The sequence below is a fragment of the Bacillus cereus group sp. RP43 genome (assembly GCF_040459645.1).
GTDB classification, from domain to species: domain Bacteria; phylum Bacillota; class Bacilli; order Bacillales; family Bacillaceae_G; genus Bacillus_A; species Bacillus_A mycoides_C.
The window spans coordinates 918,481-935,445 of sequence record NZ_JARVHQ010000001.1 but is presented as its reverse complement, the minus strand read 5'-3'; the positions used below and the strand labels follow the sequence as shown (position 1 = coordinate 935,445).

Genomic DNA, 16,965 nt, shown 5'->3' with positions numbered 1-16,965 from the left:
TATATGGCATTACACGATACGGATCAAGTCGATTTAGTTTTAATAGACGAGGATAATAAAGATAATGTGTACTTAACAATCTTTGATGCTTTAGAGTGGAATAAAAGCGAAGAACTTGACGATGAGCACATTTTACTTCTACAAGACAAAATCAATACATATTTAGGATTCATTGAAAGTGATGAAATCCATGAAAAAGTTCCAAGTACAATAGGAAGAACACAATTCATTATACAAGTGTATTCGCAGAATGAACTTAGTTTTTATGGGAAAAAGTTTTATAACATTGTAAGTGAACAATTAGGAGAATCTGGATATGGATTTGAGTTCCACCATAAACCTATTGATTCTTTAAGTTAAATAAGAGGAACAGGGCGCATAAACGGTGCTCTGTTTTTAATGTACTTTAATCTACTTTATATACTCATTATCATATATTCCATTGTAGTATTTTCACACCTCTTGCACATACATCAATTTTTAGACAAACAAAAAACCTTGTTATCAAAAGATAACAAGGTTTTCTTAGCGTCCCAGGAGAGATTCGAACTCCCGACCGACGGCTTAGAAGGCCGTTGCTCTATCCTGCTGAGCTACTGGGACATGGAGCGGGTGAAGAGAATCGAACTCTCGACCAGAGCTTGGAAGGCTCTTGTTTTACCACTAAACTACACCCGCATATGTTATTTTATTTTTCTTCGTTAGCGCTGTTGCCCTATCGACAATATTTATTATATTCATAACTACTTATAAAGTCAACACTTTTTTAAAAGAGGATAATTTTCCTTATCCTCTTTTAAAAATTGCTTGTTCCACCAGCTGTCCGTCTAATGTTTCAAAACGAACTTCTATATGATTTTCATCCATTTCTAATAAAGCGAAAGTTTTTTCCACACGAGAGCGTGGGAGCAAAATACTTCCTGGATTAATAAATAAAATCCCATCAATTAATTCTGCCCCTAATACATGAGAATGTCCAAAGCATGCTACTTGCGCTCCTACTTCTTCTGCATGATACGCTAACGTTTGTAACGTCATTTTTACATTATGACGATGACCGTGTACAACTAAGAAACGAATTCCATCTACATCAGTTACAATTTCACCTTGAAAGTTAGCATAATCACAATTCCCTTTTACAACATGGAAACCTTGCAGCTCTTCGTGAGCAGACGTTAACTCTGAATCACCACAATGAATCATGACATCTACTTTCTCTTCGTACTTCTCTTTTAACTGCTGTAATTCCTTCACAGAGCTATGACTATCGCTTACGATTAAAGCTTTCATCAATCTCTCTCCCTTATTCTTCTAAAAACCATTCTGGGATTTTTTCTTCTAATTTACGAAGAGCGCGTCCGCGGTGACTAATTGCGTTTTTCTCATCCGAACTTAGCTCAGCCATCGCTTTTTTATATTCTTCTACATAAAAAATCGGATCGTATCCGAAACCATTTTCCCCGCGGCGCTGTTCTAGAATTTTCCCTTCGCACGTTCCGTTTACAATAACCGGCTCTTTATCCACTTCAGGAAAAGCAACTGCTAACGCACAGTAAAAACGAGCTGTACGTTTTTCTAAATTGATGTCAGTTAACTCTTGTAACACTTTATCTATATTCGCCTGATCATCTTTCGGCTCTCCAGCAAAACGAGCTGAATATACACCTGGTTTCCCGTTTAAGGCATCTACAATAAGACCAGAGTCATCCGCAATTACGATGGAATTCAACTGTCTACTAAGACTGTCCGCTTTTAAAATTGCGTTTTCTTCAAATGTTTCACCAGTTTCTTCGACTTCTTCAATATGAGGAAAATCGTGTAAAGATTTCACTTCTAAGTCAAATCTCTCAAACAAATCAGCAAACTCACGTACTTTCCCAAGATTTTTCGTCGCTACAACAACTTGCTTCATATTTTCCACCTCTACTCTATATGAGATACGATGTCACCTAATGCTTCTTTTTGCTTTTCAACAAGTTGGAAAATGCCTTGTTCAGCAGCATCAAGCAGTTCATTTAATTCAGCTCTGCTAAACGTCGCTTCTTCTCCAGTTCCTTGTACTTCAACAAACTGACCTTTTCCAGTCATAATAACGTTCATATCAACGTCTGCTTTAGAATCTTCAGCATAATTTAAATCTAAAACGACACCTTGTTCTTCAACAATACCTACTGACGTTGCCGCTAAATAATCTTTCACCGGAATTTTAGATACTTTGTCTGCTTGCAATAATTTTTCAAAAGCTAATACCATCGCTACATAAGCACCTGTAATTGAAGCTGTTCTCGTTCCGCCATCCGCTTGAATTACATCACAGTCAATCCAAACCGTTCTTTCGCCAAGCGCTTCTAAATCAACAACCGCACGTAATGCTCGTCCAATTAAACGCTGGATTTCCATTGTGCGCCCTGTTACTTTCCCTTTACTTGACTCCCTGATTGTACGTTGCTCTGTCGCACGTGGAATCATTGAGTATTCTGCTGTTACCCATCCTTTTCCTTCTCCGCGCATAAACGGCGGTACACGCTCTTCAATTGTCGCTGAACAAATTACCTTTGTATCCCCAACTTCAATTAGTACCGATCCCTCTGGATGTTTTAAATAATTTGTATGAATATGTATATGGCGTAGCTCTGCTTTTCCTCTACCATCTACTCGCATAAAAATAACCCCCTCATAACTACTCTTATTAGTATAGCCAAATTTAAATGTACGATATGTATAACAATAAAAGAAGGGGAACTCAAAAAGCAATTCCCCTTTCTTACATAAGTATATCAAATTATTCGCGATTAAAAACTACCTGTATTCACGTTTTGTGGACGATCAACAGGTTTTGTTAACTTTTCACCTTTCTCATCCATAAGATTTGCTTTCCCATTCACTTCAATAGAAACATTTTTCACACCTTGTTTTTCCGTTAAAGATAAGACTAACGATTTCAACACATAATTTGAAATCATATTTTTGTCTGGGTTCACAAATATATTTTCATTAAAGTTTAATGTAATATTTCCGTCCTGTACTTTCGGATTCGTAATAAGCTTAGCTCCTGGATTAAAATCATTTAGTAGCGATCCTTGAATCGGACCTTTTACAAGCTCATCCACAATTGTCGCGTAATCATTTTCTTTTCCTTCTGCAACGCGCCGTGTTACCGGTACGTAATATTGCTGCTTATTATTATTTTGCGCCATAAAGTAAAGTGTAACCGGTTTTGTATGCGTTACATCCGCTACTTGTTCATCATCAAAATTAATTCCATTCGCACGACTTACACCTTCACCAATCGGTGTACCCGCAACAGGCATCTTCGCTAACTTTTCACCATTTATTTGGAACTGCACTTGTTTTATTTCTGTAAATTGAGTCAAAGTCCACGCTACTGATTCAACAATTTGACGCTCTTCTTCTTTTGAATAATTTTTCATTTCTTTAGAGAAATCAATTACTGCTGTCCCGCCCTTTTTCAAATTCAAGGTCATCGTCGTATTCGCTGGAAGGACTGCTCGAAATCCATTTGGCAATAAATTTGTGACTGGTCCATCTTTCACAAGATACTCTAACGTTTGCTGTACAACTTCATTCGCTTTCGGAGTAGGCATTGCAATAGTTTGCGGTACGACATATCCATTTTTATCAACGAGGTATAACTCTCTATTTACTGTTTGCCCTTGTTTATCTTTTTTAGCGGTTTCTTTCTTTTCACCTTCTGTATACGTAACTTTTTTCGGTGGATCAATTTGTTCTGTCGCTTTCTCTTGATTTAATAAGCCACACCCTGATAATAAAATCACACTCACAGTAGCACCAACAACCCATTTAAAAGTGGATTTAGGCATGCCATTCCCCCCTAGAATCTAAGTTTGTACTATTATGTATACGAGCTGTTTCATGTTTTAGAACAAGCTATGGCTACTTATACAGAAAAAACCCCTGATTTCTCAGGGGTTCTCTTATATGAATCTACTACTATTCTGTTTCTAAATTAATATGCTTCACGTTTTCAATCGGCTGGCCGAACCACTTTGATGCAATTTCTTTAAACAGACCTATTTTACCAGTCGTTAAGAAGAGGTGATCACTTTGTTCTTCTCCCTCATTTAACATCTTACTATGGTATAAAATCGTGCTTACCTCACGCGCTGTTTCATCACCCGAACTAATTAATTGTACTTGATCTCCCATTACCATTTTAATAACAGGACCTAAAATCGGATAATGTGTACATCCTAAAATAAGTGTATCAATGTCAGTACTTTTCAACGGTTGCAATGTTTCTCTTACAACTTCATACGCCATTTCACTTTCGAAATTCCCACTCTCTACAAGCTCAACGAAAGGTGGACACGCTAAGCTTTCTACCATAACACGGTTATTAATAGACTTTAGCGCCTCTTCATAGGCACCACTTTTTACTGTTCCAATCGTTCCAATAATCCCAACATGGTACGTATTTGTCACTTTTAAAGCTGTACGTGATCCTGGATGAATAACTCCAACTACTGGAATTGGCAACTGTTTCTGCATTTCTTCCAACACAACCGCAGTTGCTGTATTACACGCAATAACTAACATTTTGATATTTAAATCTAATAAATGCTCCGTCATTTCCCACGTAAATTGACGCACTTCTTCACGAGAACGCGGGCCATAAGGGCAACGTGCTGTATCTCCTAAATATATAATACGCTCTTTCGGCAACTGACGAATTAATTCCTTCGCTACTGTTAAACCGCCCACTCCTGAATCAATAACACCGATCGCTCTATTCAACTTAATCACCCGTTTTCTCATTCATCATCTTATTTTATGTTTATCATTATATTTTACACACTTTAAGTTCGCTAACTTAAAGTGCCCCTGTATAAAATTTTTCATTTGTACCTGTATAGATCAGGACCTTTTTTATTTTGCTCCTTTTTTTCATAATTTGCAAGACAGAAAAATAACCGACCTTCTATATGAAAGTCGGTTTCTTCTATGATAAAGCACATATTCATCGCACCATCTTTTTCTGAACAGAAGACATCCCTATTAATAAGACAAAATGGGCTAAAATTAAAACTACAATTAACATAAAATTTAAACGATAACTATTTGTAGCCTCCATAATTTTGCTCGCTACAGCGGGCCCAAACGCCATCCCGAAAAAGTTGATTAAGTTGTACAATCCAAGACCAACTCCAACTTTCGCAGAATTTAACGTTTTTGGTATAAGTGTATTTAATGATACTTGAATTGCCGAATAACTCATAAATGTTAAAATAACCGCCACTAAAATAACAATAAAGTTCCCATTCGGAATAAGCCCTAAAAGTAAAAAGCCAACAATCATAACTACAGACGCTACATTAATCATTCTCACATTCCCAAACGAAGGAACAATCTTTCCGGTAATAAAACTAGATACAATCCCAAAGAGAGATGCAACAAACAATACAATTCCGATAACGAACGGAGACAAGTCGTGCTCTCTCCCTAGCAGTAATGGCAATAATAACAAACTAGCACATAGCGCCACATTAATTATAAATCCAACCGCTATTAAACGAAGAAATGGTTTATTTGTAAACAACTCAATGTCAATAAATGGATACTCTACTTTCTTCATACGAACCGTGAATAAAAATAAGAAAGCAACAGATAGCACAAATAGCCAACTATTAATATTTACGCCTAATAAAACGGTCGCAATTAATGCAAATAATAACACCGCTCCAATGTAATCAAAATGAAACTCTTCATCCGTATGCTGTGCTTCTTCCGGCATAAATTTCACAAGTAAGAAAATCCCAATCACTGAAATAACCATAAATAAAAATAAATACGGCCAGCCTAACGTATTCGTAATTGCTCCACCAACTAACGGACCAATACCAATTGCTAATGCAATAGAAGACCTAATCATCGCTAACGCTCCTGGTTTTTCAGCAGGAGCAACTAATTTCGCCACTGCAATCATACTAAGTGCAATAAATGCCGCTCCCCCGCTCGCCTGCACTAATCTTGCGAAAATAACAATCGCATAAGATTGATTTACAAATCCAATAATGGACCCAACTACAAATATGATGATTGAAATAATTAATAGTTTTTTTACACTGTAACGATCCGCTAGTTTCCCATATACCATTGAACCAATACCAACAACTAAAGAATACCCTACTACAATCCAACTTACTTTCGATTGACTAATTGATAAATCATTAGCAATATCCTCTAACGCTACATTAAATAAAACTGCGTTCATCGGTCCTAACAAAACAATAAAATATAATGTGAAAACAAACCATTTTGAATGGTTACTTGTACCTTCCCCCACGTGTAACACCTCTCCTAATTGTAGTTTTAAAACTTTCAAACTATAGATGAAAAATGAAGTTGTTTAGCTCTTTTATCACTACTAAACAACTTCATCAAATGTATAAAAGATGATAATTTATCCCGCTATTTGCGGGCAGTAAGACTCCCACCTCAAAATTCAGCTGAGGCAAAGAAGTTAGGCGAGAGATCCACTGCCCGTAAACGCCCGATTGGTGAAGGCTAATAATCAGCGGGGGATGAACACCCCCACTGATTAAAGTTTCACTTTATTGCGCAACAAACTGAATTTGAAACGAAACATGTATGTTGTTCGATATCCATTGAACTATCATAGTTTCAGCATTACAGTTTGTCAACGGAAAATATACAAAGTAAACTAATTTAGTGTTTTTAGTTTACTTTGTTCAAAGATTGTTATACACTAATTTCGAATCCGATATAAAGAGGACTGAAATGATTATTCAAATTTGCAATGTCTAACTTCATAAAATTGATTAAATAAAGAACCTTTATATAGAAGAAACAGTATTGAGGAGGAGTATGATGAAGAAAAAAATATTAATCGTATTAACAAGTGTAGAAAAATATCCAAACTTAAATCGCGCTACTGGGCTTTGGCTTGGTGAAGCTGTACATTTCGTTAAAAAAGTTGAAGAAGCTGGTTACGAAGTAGATTACGTCAGTCCACAAGGCGGCTATACGCCGATTGATCCACATAGTTTAGCAATGGCAGAAAACGTTGATTGGGAATGGTATCAAAAGAAAGAATTTATGAATCGCCTCGGTTCTACAATGAAACCGAGCGAAGTGAATCAAGAAGACTACGCTGCTATTTATTACGCGGGTGGTCACGGCGTTATCTGGGACTTCCCAGAAAACAAAGAACTCCAAAATATTAGCCGCAACATTTATGAAAACGGCGGAATTGTTTCCTCTGTTTGTCACGGAGCAGCTGGTTTATTTCATATCTCATTAAGTGATGGAAAACGTTTAATTAGCGGTAAAAGGGTAACAGGATTCTCAAATGAAGAAGAAAAACTAGCGGAATTGGATCAGTTTGTTCCATTCTTAACAGAAGATGAACTCATTAAAAATGGAGGGCTTTACGAAAAGGCTGCACAACCTTGGGAAGCTTACGCTGTAGAAGATAATCGTGTTATCACTGGTCAAAATCCTGCTTCAGGTGGTCCAGTAGCGGAATTAGTATTAAAACAGTTGCAAAAATAATATGTACTAAAAAAGCAGATTTCCTTATATTAAGGGAAATCTGCTTTTTTTACGAAATCATTTGTAAATTAGCTATAATTTCTTTTTCAATTTTAGAATCATCAACTGCATCTAAAAATTTCGGTTTAAACAATTGATACTTCTTCAAATTGTAGAAATCAAGTATCGCTTGCTTTAACGTAATGTCGTACTGAATACAAAAAGAGTGATCTATAATGCGTCTTAACATCACATCATCTTGCACCATAAATAATTGCGCATTCATTTTATTAAAGTACCCTTGTTCCATGCCTGATTCAAAAAACATTTGTAAATTACGATTACGATTTTGTTGTGCAGCGACTAACTGATCCGATAAATGTGGATATGACTCTTTCAAATCTTGTAAAAAGACATCAGAAATATATGTCACACATTTTAAAGAATGGATAAACGTCTTTTGGAAACGTTCTGCAAAAGACATACTTTCATCTTGATTATCCGCATCACCTTCAAGAAGATAGTTCATGAAATCCTCTACCACTGCTTCAATAATCTCATCTTTCGAAGAAAAACGTTTATATAAAGTAGCTTTACTAATATCCATATATTTCGCAATTTCATCTATTTTCAATTGACTAAAACTCGTTTTTCTAATAACAGGCTTTATTTTATTAATATAAGTATTTGCACACGCAACTTTTCTCATTAAAAGAGCCTCCCCTTTTGTCCATACAAAATAGTATAGCAAATTCATGAATGATTATAAATGAAGTTATTATACTCATTACGTCTTTTTAGTTTATTACATTTTCAATCTACGCTATACATAAAAATACCCACTACTTTTGTTAGTAGCGGGTACTTTTTCTATAATTTATTTACAGCTCTTTTTATAACCTTACCTATTTCCACGCTAGACTGTGGATTTTGTCCTGTAATTAAATGCCCATCTAATACAACATGTGATGTGAAATTAGGAGCTACATAAAATAAAGCTCCTTCTTCCTTCAATTTACTTTCTAGCAAAAACGGCACTCGCTTTTCTAAATGTACAGCTTTTTCTTCATCATTTGTATAACCTGTTATACGCTTACCCGCACTAAAGAACGAACCATCTTTATTCTTCACACCAACTAAAGAGCTTACTCCGTGACAAACAGCCGCTACAATCCGGTTATTGTTATTCATATTCTCAATCAAATTTGCTACATATGGATTCCCCGGAAAATCCACAATCGCCCCGTGCCCACCACCAAATAAAACCGCATCATAATCCGAAAAATGAACAGTTGAGATCGGCTTCGTATTTTGCAATAAAGAAGCAACATGCTTAAATTCACGAGGTATGCCATTCGGAATAGACACTCTATCAATAGGCACTCTACCTCCCTTTATCGACACAATATCAACATCGAACTTAGCTTTTTTAAATAAATTATAAGGAGCCGCGAGCTCTTCAAGCCACAAACCAGTCGGGTGTCCATTCATATCATGAGCACTTGTTGAAACTAACAATATCCTTTTCAACATATCCCCTCCTTACCACCTATTTATGTATGAGACATTATTATCATTCATATAGAGCGTGAAACAAACAGAAAAATAGCCGACTCTTTGTATAAAAGTCGGCTGCTTTCTTATAGCTCGAGCTCTCCCATACGAAGAAGCTCTACAACTGCTTGTGAACGTCCTTTAACCCCTAGCTTTTGCATTGCGTTTGAGATGTGATTACGTACTGTTTTTTCACTTATAAAAAGTTCACCTGCAATTTCCTTCGTCGTTTTATCTTGAACCAGTAATTCAAATACTTCTCTTTCTCTCTTTGTGAGTAACGGTTTAGATTGATACGCTTTTTCCTTCAACTGGTATAACCCTCCTTGCTTAAGCCAGAGCTGTATATGTGTAAGTTGGGTGTTTATTTAGTCAAGATATTGTATGAACGAAATGTGCAGGTGGTGAATGAAAATGGGCTTTATTTCTGATGTTATTTTAGACTTTTATACAGTGCGTGCACTCATTTTATCCGCTTACTTTTTAATGCGCCATATTTGTTCCAGCAATATACTTACAACAGTACCTACAAACAAACCATTTCCAAATATATATTGCATAACAGAAGGCAAAGATTGGAGTGCTCCAGACGGTAAAAACATAACACCGCAACCAAATAATATCGCAACTCCTAAAATCGTTACATTCCTTTCATTAAGCTCCACTTGTTTTATATTATTTAACCCAATTCCAATTAGCTGTACGAACGAAGCCATTAAAACTGCAGATGCAACAGCGGATGGTAACGATGCTAAGTAACGAATAATACTTGGAAAAAGCGACATAACGACTAGTAGCACACATGCCATTAAGAACGATCGTATATATTTTTGTTTTGTTAAGCGTATAAATCCTGCCGTTGCTGGTAACGGCACGACACCTACAGTTGAAAATACGGAGGAAATGATATGTGAAATCCCTCCAACCCACGTACCATCCTTCAACTGTTTTTGTTCAATTGTTGCTTTTTGAATGGTAGCTTGATTAATTGCTATAATAGCTGCCACTGTATTTGAAACTAAAATACATACCATAACAAAACTTGATACTGCCATGCCAGTATTCCATTTTGGAAGTCCCCAAGCAAATATATGTGGAAGTTGCACAAAATGAGTTACTTGAGACGGAATCGTCACTTTCCCTGCAATTAGAAAAATAATCCATCCACTAATTAATCCTATTAAAACTGCATAACTTTTGACAAAACCTTTTCCAAAATTAGATAGTATAGTAACGAACAGAAATATACTAAACGCGATTATTGCTGTAAATCCATCGATTTGAGAAACAGTAGCTGTAATTCCTAGCATTCCTTTTAAAAACACACCGCTTAATTGTAAGCATAATAAAAGTAAAAATGCCCCTGTCACGAGCGGCGTAAATAAAAATAAAATACGCCCGATAAACCCCGTTACTCCTAGTCCTATTAAAACAACTCCCGCAACCATCATTCCTAATTCTAAAATTTGCAACGTACTATGTAATTGATCCTGCCCTACAGTTGCATAAGCTAGCACGGTAAATACACCAACCCAAGATCCAGCTGGTCCATCCGCAATCGGAAGCTTATGTCCAAGCCATCCTTGTAAAAATGAAGATATACCAACTACGAAAAACGTACGCTGCATTAAATAAAATACTTCTTCCGTCGTAAGATGAAATAATCCGCCAACGACAATTGGTAGCGCGATTGAGTTTGCTAATAAAAAAATAAACCATTGCAAAGTTCCCATAATATGATTTTGATTATGTTGATTGTCCAAATTTTTCATCCCTTCTAGCTTTCCTATAAGGAAGTATAGCGTTATCCTGTTTCTACTGAACACAAAAGAAGGGTTCTATTTTCACAATTAGAACCCTTCTAAAAACGTCTAAACGATTCCCCTATACAAGATTATTAGATTTCACTTGATCTAAATCCCCTATAACAATATTTCCTTTATATACAACTACACGCTTCTCTGTTTGACGAGCTACTGCTTCAGCGGCGCATGTTGCATTCGTTAAAACAAAACTTGCCTCATCCCCTACATTCGGCCATACTCGTTTCCCTTCATCATTTAATGTTTCTTTCCCTCCAGTAATAAAACGAAGAGCTTTCCCTAAAGACCTTTCATCACCCCAACCAAACCGTTCTGCCAATCGATTTGCCTTTTGCAGCATATCACCTGTGCCGAACGGAGACCAATGATCTGTAATACTATCATTGCCTAATGAAACTTTAACACCTTTTTTATCTAGTAATGGAATTGGGATTACTTGTTTGCCTATTGGAACGGTTGAAGTGATATCAATCTTCAAGGCTGCTAATCTTTCTGCAACTTCTTCAGCCTCTTTATCAGTAACACCTCCAAGTCCAAGCGCATGACTAATTGTTACACGACCTTGCCATCCTGCTTCTTCCGTTAAGCTTGCCAATCTCTTCATTGTAAACGTTCCAAGATTATTCGCATCGTGCAGATGAATATCAACATCCGCATTAAACTCTACCGCAATGTCCATAATCGTATGTAATGATTTTTCGATATCATTATCCACTGTAGCTGGATCCACTCCACCGACTAGATTCGCACCCATACGCATCGCATCTTTCACAAGTTGTACAGAATTACTGCGTAATAATCCATGTTGCGGAAAAGCAACGATTCTACCAGACATCCGATTTTTATATGTTTCTAATGCAGCTAACGTTGCCTCTAAATTACCAAGTCCAATAACCGGATCCACATTACAATGCGTTCTAATATTTGTTGCGCCATTTCGAAGCAATAACTCTAGCATATTTTCCGCTCTGTCTTGAGCAGTTGCTAATTGCTTTGGTAAAATCGTTTTCTCTTCATTAAAACGTGTAAAAATATTTTCTGCTGGCATACAAGCTTTCCAAGGTCCACTATAATATGTTTTATCAATATGAATATGCATCTCTTCAAAAGCTGGTAAAACTAATAAACGATTAGCATCAAAAGTTAATGTCCCTTCCTCGTGAATGATTCCCGATATAATTCTTTTAATTCGCCCATCTTCAATAAGAAGACTGCATATCTCCGTTTCCGTTTGTAAAATTTTCGCTTCTTCATATGTATAACCTGTTTCAAGCTTTACATTAGTCAACCAATACAATGTCATTATCATTTCCCCACCTTATATTAGAAAATACGTCACACCCTCATTTTAATATCAACTGAAAATTAAGACAATTAATACGCTATATTGCCCTTTCACAAAAAAATGTAATATAACCTAATAGTCTTCTCATAAATTTCCATATAGAATAAAAGAATACTGTATCACTCATACATAACAGCGGTGATATAAAAAAGGGAGGATCATAATATGTCGAAGAGGTTATATAAATCCGAAACTGATAAAATGCTATTTGGTATATGTGGTGGTTTAGGAGAATATTTTGATATTAGCTCTACTCTCATTCGTATCCTTTGGGTTATTGCAGTTTTATGTTTCGGAACAGGATTTTTAGTTTATTTTATTTGTTTATTATTTATGCCACGCGCGTACTAACTGGTATCATTCCATATACTTAAGAAGAGCATATAAAAAATCACCTATAGAATTCTTTTCTATAGGTGATTTTTTCATGAAGAATATTTCATCGTTAAATGTAATACCGCCACTTCATCTTCTTCATTTTTATAACTATGTTTCTTATTCGCTTCAAATTGAATGGAGTCAAACTCATTTAATTCGTATACATCATTCTCCACTTGAATAAATACTTTCCCTTTCATTACTGTTACAAGCTCAATTGCTCCTTCATGATGAGCTTCAGGTTCATATATACTATTCGCTCTTAAACAAGCTCGGTGCATTTCCATCCCTGTTTCTTTCGTGTAACGGAACATCGTTTCTAAATACCATGCTTGTCCTACATCTACTGCAAATCCTTCTCCGCAGCGCGCAACAGCTACAGGTTCTCCAACAACCATTAATCTCGATAAAGGAATCGATAACCCTTTCGTAATTTTCCAGATGACAGCTAATGTTGGATTCGTTTCACCTCTTTCAATTTTTCCTAACGTTAATTTACTAACACCTGTCTTTTGGGCTAAATCTTCTAAACTTAATTTTTGTTCATTTCGAATTTGTCTTAATAACTGACCTACTTGCTGAATTACTTCTTTCGTTTGCATATCTTCATTTTCTTTCATATATAAAAACCACCTTAAAATATAAAATAGTTTACTTTTATTCACTTTAAGTATATTATACTATACATAAATACTCAATTCCGAAAGGAGTGCCATACTTCATGCGCGCAATATTACTAGGTCTTTTATCATCGGCCTTTTTTTCTGCAACCTTTATTATTAACAGAGCAATGAACGTATCTGGAACAAGCTGGGCTTGGACAGCTTCCTTCCGTTTTTTATTTGCTCTCCCTATTTTATTCCTTATCGTTTTATTTCGCAAAAACTTAGGAGCTTTATGGGAAGAGTTAAAGAAACATCCATTAGCATGGATCGGATGGGGTTCCGTTGCAGGTATTGGTTTCTATTCTTTATTAAGTTTTGCAGCTGTCTTTTCTCCAGCTTGGCTCGTTGCTGGAACTTGGCAAGTTACGATATTAGCAGGTTTACTACTATCACCATTATTTTTCGTTAAAATAGAAACGAAATCAGGTACAAAACTTGTACGTGGAAAAATTCCACTTCGCAGTTTATATGTAGCATTATTTATTTTACTTGGTGTAATTTGTATGCAAGCGACTGCAGCAGGTCATATTACAATGACTCAGTTCATCTCGGGATTTTTACCTGTCGTATTAGCGGCTTTCTTATATCCGTTCGGTAACCGAAAAATGATGGAACTTGTTGGTGGACGTCTCGATACATTCCAACGTGTATTAGGAATGGCAATTGGAAGTCTCCCTATCACAATTCTACTTGGTATATACGGATTTTCCACTACTGGTATTCCATCATCAAGTCAAATGTTGCAAGGATTTTTATTAGCATTATGTTCCGGAGTCATTGCGACGATGACATTCTTCTTCGCTACTGACTTAGCAAAAGACAATCTTGCTTTACTTGGAGCTGTTGAAGCAACACAAGCTGGAACGATGGTCTTTACCGTGCTTGGTGAAATTATCTTCTTAAATGGCTCATTCCCTAGTGGTCTGTCACTGATTGGGATGATGATTATCATGCTAGGAATGGTCGTAAATAGTGTTTTAAACCGTTCTGTTCCAGTCATTAAACAAAAAAATCAGCATAAAAATAGATATGGTTCTTCTTCATAGAACCATATCTATTTTTATTGTCCCCCTATTTCGCCTTATCAGAATAGTATTTCATTAGCTATTTATACTAAAACCTATGTTATAATACGTTTCATGTGCATTAATAGGAGGTAAATTATGTTAAAAAAAGCAATCGCTGAATTTATTGGTACATTTGTACTTGTATTATTCGGAACTGGAGTAGCTGTCATTGGCGGCGGAATTGAAGGAATCGGAACTTTAGGTATCGCAATGGCTTTCGGATTATCTATCGTGGCTATGGCATATAGCATTGGAACAATTTCTGGATGTCATATTAACCCAGCGGTATCAGTAGCTATGTTCATCAACAAAAGAATGAACGCTATGGAACTTTGTTATTATGTATTAGCTCAAATTTTAGGTGGTTTATTAGGAACTGCAACGTTAGTAACAATTTTACGCTCTGCTAAAACACCTTTAGATAATTTAGGACAAAATGGTTTTGGAACTCTTGGTTTATCTGGAGCATTTTTAGTTGAATTTATTTTAACTTTCGTATTTGTTTTAGTTATCGTTGCTGTAACAGGTAAAAAAGGAAGTTCTTCTTTAGCTGGATTAGTAATTGGTTTCACATTAGTGTTAGTTCACTTATTAGGTATTCCGTTAACTGGAACATCTGTTAACCCTGCTCGTAGTATCGCACCAGCTTTATTTGCTGGCGGAGAAGCTCTTTCTCAATTATGGGTATTCATCGTTGCACCAATTCTTGGTGGTATCGTAGCAGCTATTGTAGGTAAATTCATTTTAAATACTGAAAAATAGAATTTTCAATATTTCTGAATAAAAAAAGGCGAGCCCTCATTATGAGGAAGCTCGCTTTTTTATTCTTTAATTTTAGACTTTAAATTTGTAACTAACTGCTCTACCGTTACATTTGCAAGTACGTTTTCCATCGCTTCTTGCGATTGTATTAAAACAATCTCTAATACTGATTGAATATTAGCTCCTACTGGACATTCAATGTTGGGATTTTCATGGAAAGAAAATAGATGTCCTTCTTCTACAACTTCCACTGCTTTATATACATCAAGTAATGTAATTTCTTCTAAATCACGAGCAAGTGTCGTACCACCTTTACCAGCTTGTACATCAACAAGTCCTGCTCTCTTCAACATTCCTGTAATGCGACGAATCACAACTGGATTTGTATTCACACTACCAGCAATCCATTCAGAGGTACAGCGAGAGTTTCGATCTATTGCAAGTAACGTTAACATATGAACACCTACTGTAAAACGACTACTAATTCCCATCTGCACACCCTCCTTTTTATTCATTCTATTAAAAGACGACTCTTATTATTATATACTATTTTTAATTTATACATAAAGAAAAAGCATGATTCCATTAGAAAATCATGCTTTTCTACCATTATTGACGCTTTATAAATTTCGCTAAATCTTTAAACTTCACTTTGTCGGAGTAATTCATTACACCGTTTACGTAGATGCGGCTTGTAATAGCATTTAATATACCAATCGTCGCCAATAAAACTACTAATGTTATCATAATCTCTAACATACCTGCTTCACCAGCTACAATCCGCGAGAAGGTAACCATTGGTGTGAAAAACGGAACATACGAACTTACAACAACAATAGTACTATTCGGATCACTTAATGATTTAATACTAATGAAGAATGCAGCCATGATCAAAATCATTACCGGGAAAGATACAGCTTGCAAATCCTCTGTCTTAGAAACAACAGCTCCAGCCGCAGCATACATCATCGCATAAAGTAAATACCCCGTAATGAAATAAACAAGAAACATACTTATAACCTTTGCATCTAATTTTGTAAAGTCAATTGGAACACCAAATAATGATGCACTTTCTAAATCGACCCAACCTAACAAATAAGGAATAAGATAACCACACGCCAATATTACAAGTTGTAATAACGCCGTTGAAACAACCGCCAAAATTTTCGCATACATCATCGTAAGAGGCTTTACTTTCGGAAGCATTACTTCCATTACACGTGACGCCTTTTCAGATGCAATATTCATTGCAATTGTATTTCCGAAAGCTACAATAAACATATACAAAGCGAATGTAAAGAAATATGCAATACCGAAAGAAGAAGTACGGTCTTTTATCGCTTCTTGCTTCACTTGAATTTCTGTTTGTAGTTGCTGTGCAATTTCTGGTGAAACATTATTTTTTGCAATCGTCACCATTGTATATTGTTGTTTTAAATAGCCTGCCATAATCGCAGAAGTTGCTTGGCTTGGAAATCCATTATACATATATGTAACTGCTGGAGCCCCATTCTTTTCCGTCACATGGAATAGACCATCTAAATCGCCTTCTTCTACTTGTTTATGCAGTTTATCAAAATCATCCTTTGAACCGACCGTTATTTTTGCTGATGGCAATAACTTATTTAGCTCTTCTTTTTGTACTTTGTATGTGGAACTCTCTACTACAACTGCAATTTTATCTTTATCCTTATTTTTATCATCGCCTGAAGTAAAATGATTAAATGCAAAAATCCCAAACACAACCAAAAATAAAATCGCACTCGTAATTAATGATTTTTTAGATAAAAACGCTTCCCTAAAATAAAATGAAAATACATGAGAAAATTTACGCATCT

General features: G+C 35.9%; 19 protein-coding genes and 2 tRNA genes. 5 read left to right on the top strand and 16 right to left on the bottom strand.

All coding sequences use genetic code 11. The annotated features are described in order from the left end of the window. Positions 1–3 precede the first annotated feature (3 nt). Positions 4–360: a DUF6572 domain-containing protein gene (locus QCI75_RS04875; RefSeq protein ID WP_353760024.1), complete on the top strand. Its 357-nt coding sequence runs from the start codon at positions 4–6 to the stop codon at positions 358–360. A gap of 169 nt (positions 361–529) precedes the next feature. Here the strand turns inward: QCI75_RS04875 and QCI75_RS04870 are convergent. The 8 genes from QCI75_RS04870 to QCI75_RS04835 all read right to left on the bottom strand — a co-directional run bounded on the left by QCI75_RS04870 (position 530) and on the right by QCI75_RS04835 (position 6,325). Continuing rightward, a tRNA-Arg gene (locus QCI75_RS04870) sits at positions 530–603 on the bottom strand. A 1-nt stretch (position 604) separates the two neighbouring features. Beyond that, positions 605–678 (bottom strand) — tRNA-Gly (locus tag QCI75_RS04865). 108 nt (positions 679–786) lie between these two features. Next, positions 787–1,290, bottom strand: coding sequence for a metallophosphoesterase (locus tag QCI75_RS04860; RefSeq protein ID WP_144507199.1), 504 nt, complete (start codon positions 1,288–1,290; stop codon positions 787–789). A 13-nt stretch (positions 1,291–1,303) separates the two neighbouring features. Then, positions 1,304–1,912: an XTP/dITP diphosphatase gene (locus QCI75_RS04855; protein ID WP_144507200.1), complete on the bottom strand. Its 609-nt coding sequence runs from the start codon at positions 1,910–1,912 to the stop codon at positions 1,304–1,306. An 11-nt stretch (positions 1,913–1,923) separates the two neighbouring features. Next, a complete protein-coding gene (gene rph / locus QCI75_RS04850; protein WP_002145515.1) occupies positions 1,924–2,661 on the bottom strand; it encodes a ribonuclease PH in 738 nt (245 codons plus the stop codon). A gap of 131 nt (positions 2,662–2,792) precedes the next feature. Next, on the bottom strand, positions 2,793–3,842 hold the full coding sequence (locus QCI75_RS04845; protein ID WP_098775525.1) for a GerMN domain-containing protein: 1,050 nt from the start codon (positions 3,840–3,842) through the stop codon (positions 2,793–2,795). 130 nt (positions 3,843–3,972) lie between these two features. After that, positions 3,973–4,785, bottom strand: coding sequence for a glutamate racemase (gene racE / locus QCI75_RS04840; RefSeq protein WP_337692288.1), 813 nt, complete (start codon positions 4,783–4,785; stop codon positions 3,973–3,975). 214 nt (positions 4,786–4,999) lie between these two features. Continuing rightward, on the bottom strand, positions 5,000–6,325 hold the full coding sequence (locus tag QCI75_RS04835; RefSeq protein ID WP_353760023.1) for an MFS transporter: 1,326 nt from the start codon (positions 6,323–6,325) through the stop codon (positions 5,000–5,002). A 545-nt stretch (positions 6,326–6,870) separates the two neighbouring features. Between QCI75_RS04835 and QCI75_RS04830 the strand changes: the two genes are divergently transcribed. Continuing rightward, positions 6,871–7,554, top strand: coding sequence for a type 1 glutamine amidotransferase domain-containing protein (locus QCI75_RS04830; RefSeq protein WP_144507203.1), 684 nt, complete (start codon positions 6,871–6,873; stop codon positions 7,552–7,554). A 49-nt stretch (positions 7,555–7,603) separates the two neighbouring features. Here the strand turns inward: QCI75_RS04830 and QCI75_RS04825 are convergent, their stop codons facing one another. The 5 genes from QCI75_RS04825 to QCI75_RS04805 all read right to left on the bottom strand — a co-directional run bounded on the left by QCI75_RS04825 (position 7,604) and on the right by QCI75_RS04805 (position 12,213). Continuing rightward, on the bottom strand, positions 7,604–8,242 hold the full coding sequence (locus tag QCI75_RS04825) for a TetR/AcrR family transcriptional regulator (protein ID WP_144507204.1): 639 nt from the start codon (positions 8,240–8,242) through the stop codon (positions 7,604–7,606). A gap of 161 nt (positions 8,243–8,403) precedes the next feature. Then, positions 8,404–9,066: a type 1 glutamine amidotransferase domain-containing protein gene (locus QCI75_RS04820; RefSeq protein WP_144507205.1), complete on the bottom strand. Its 663-nt coding sequence runs from the start codon at positions 9,064–9,066 to the stop codon at positions 8,404–8,406. A 107-nt stretch (positions 9,067–9,173) separates the two neighbouring features. Beyond that, positions 9,174–9,398, bottom strand: a complete 225-nt coding sequence (gene gerE, locus QCI75_RS04815; protein WP_000659484.1) for a spore germination transcription factor GerE — start codon at positions 9,396–9,398, stop codon at positions 9,174–9,176. Between the two features lie 165 nt (positions 9,399–9,563). Beyond that, positions 9,564–10,859, bottom strand: a complete 1,296-nt coding sequence (locus tag QCI75_RS04810; protein WP_353760022.1) for a purine/pyrimidine permease — start codon at positions 10,857–10,859, stop codon at positions 9,564–9,566. A 112-nt stretch (positions 10,860–10,971) separates the two neighbouring features. Beyond that, the gene (locus tag QCI75_RS04805) at positions 10,972–12,213 is read right to left on the bottom strand and encodes an amidohydrolase family protein (protein ID WP_353760021.1); all 1,242 of its coding nucleotides are present in this window, start codon (positions 12,211–12,213) and stop codon (positions 10,972–10,974) included. 207 nt (positions 12,214–12,420) lie between these two features. Here QCI75_RS04805 and QCI75_RS04800 point away from each other — a divergent pair, with 207 nt between their 5' ends. Further along, complete coding sequence (locus QCI75_RS04800) at positions 12,421–12,606, top strand: PspC domain-containing protein (protein WP_088079439.1); 186 nt, start codon at positions 12,421–12,423, stop codon at positions 12,604–12,606. A 74-nt stretch (positions 12,607–12,680) separates the two neighbouring features. Here the strand turns inward: QCI75_RS04800 and QCI75_RS04795 are convergent, their stop codons facing one another. After that, a complete protein-coding gene (locus QCI75_RS04795) occupies positions 12,681–13,253 on the bottom strand; it encodes a helix-turn-helix domain-containing protein (RefSeq protein ID WP_353760020.1) in 573 nt (190 codons plus the stop codon). A 101-nt stretch (positions 13,254–13,354) separates the two neighbouring features. Here QCI75_RS04795 and QCI75_RS04790 point away from each other — a divergent pair, with 101 nt between their 5' ends. Together QCI75_RS04790 and QCI75_RS04785 are read left to right on the top strand one after the other, a co-directional pair. Beyond that, positions 13,355–14,344 (top strand): DMT family transporter, encoded by a 990-nt coding sequence (locus QCI75_RS04790; RefSeq protein ID WP_353760019.1) that lies wholly within the window; start codon positions 13,355–13,357, stop codon positions 14,342–14,344. A 117-nt stretch (positions 14,345–14,461) separates the two neighbouring features. After that, positions 14,462–15,127, top strand: coding sequence for an MIP/aquaporin family protein (locus QCI75_RS04785; protein WP_000913206.1), 666 nt, complete (start codon positions 14,462–14,464; stop codon positions 15,125–15,127). A 59-nt stretch (positions 15,128–15,186) separates the two neighbouring features. On the opposite strand, the gene QCI75_RS04780 is transcribed toward QCI75_RS04785, so the two are convergent. Together QCI75_RS04780 and QCI75_RS04775 are read right to left on the bottom strand one after the other, a co-directional pair. Beyond that, positions 15,187–15,618 carry an Rrf2 family transcriptional regulator gene (locus QCI75_RS04780; RefSeq protein WP_098775518.1) on the bottom strand — a complete coding sequence of 144 codons (432 nt, stop codon included), beginning with the start codon at positions 15,616–15,618 and terminating at the stop codon, positions 15,187–15,189. Between the two features lie 118 nt (positions 15,619–15,736). Continuing rightward, entirely contained in the window at positions 15,737–16,963 is a 1,227-nt protein-coding gene (locus QCI75_RS04775) for an ABC transporter permease (RefSeq protein ID WP_144507211.1), read from the bottom strand. Positions 16,964–16,965: the final 2 nt, after the last annotated feature.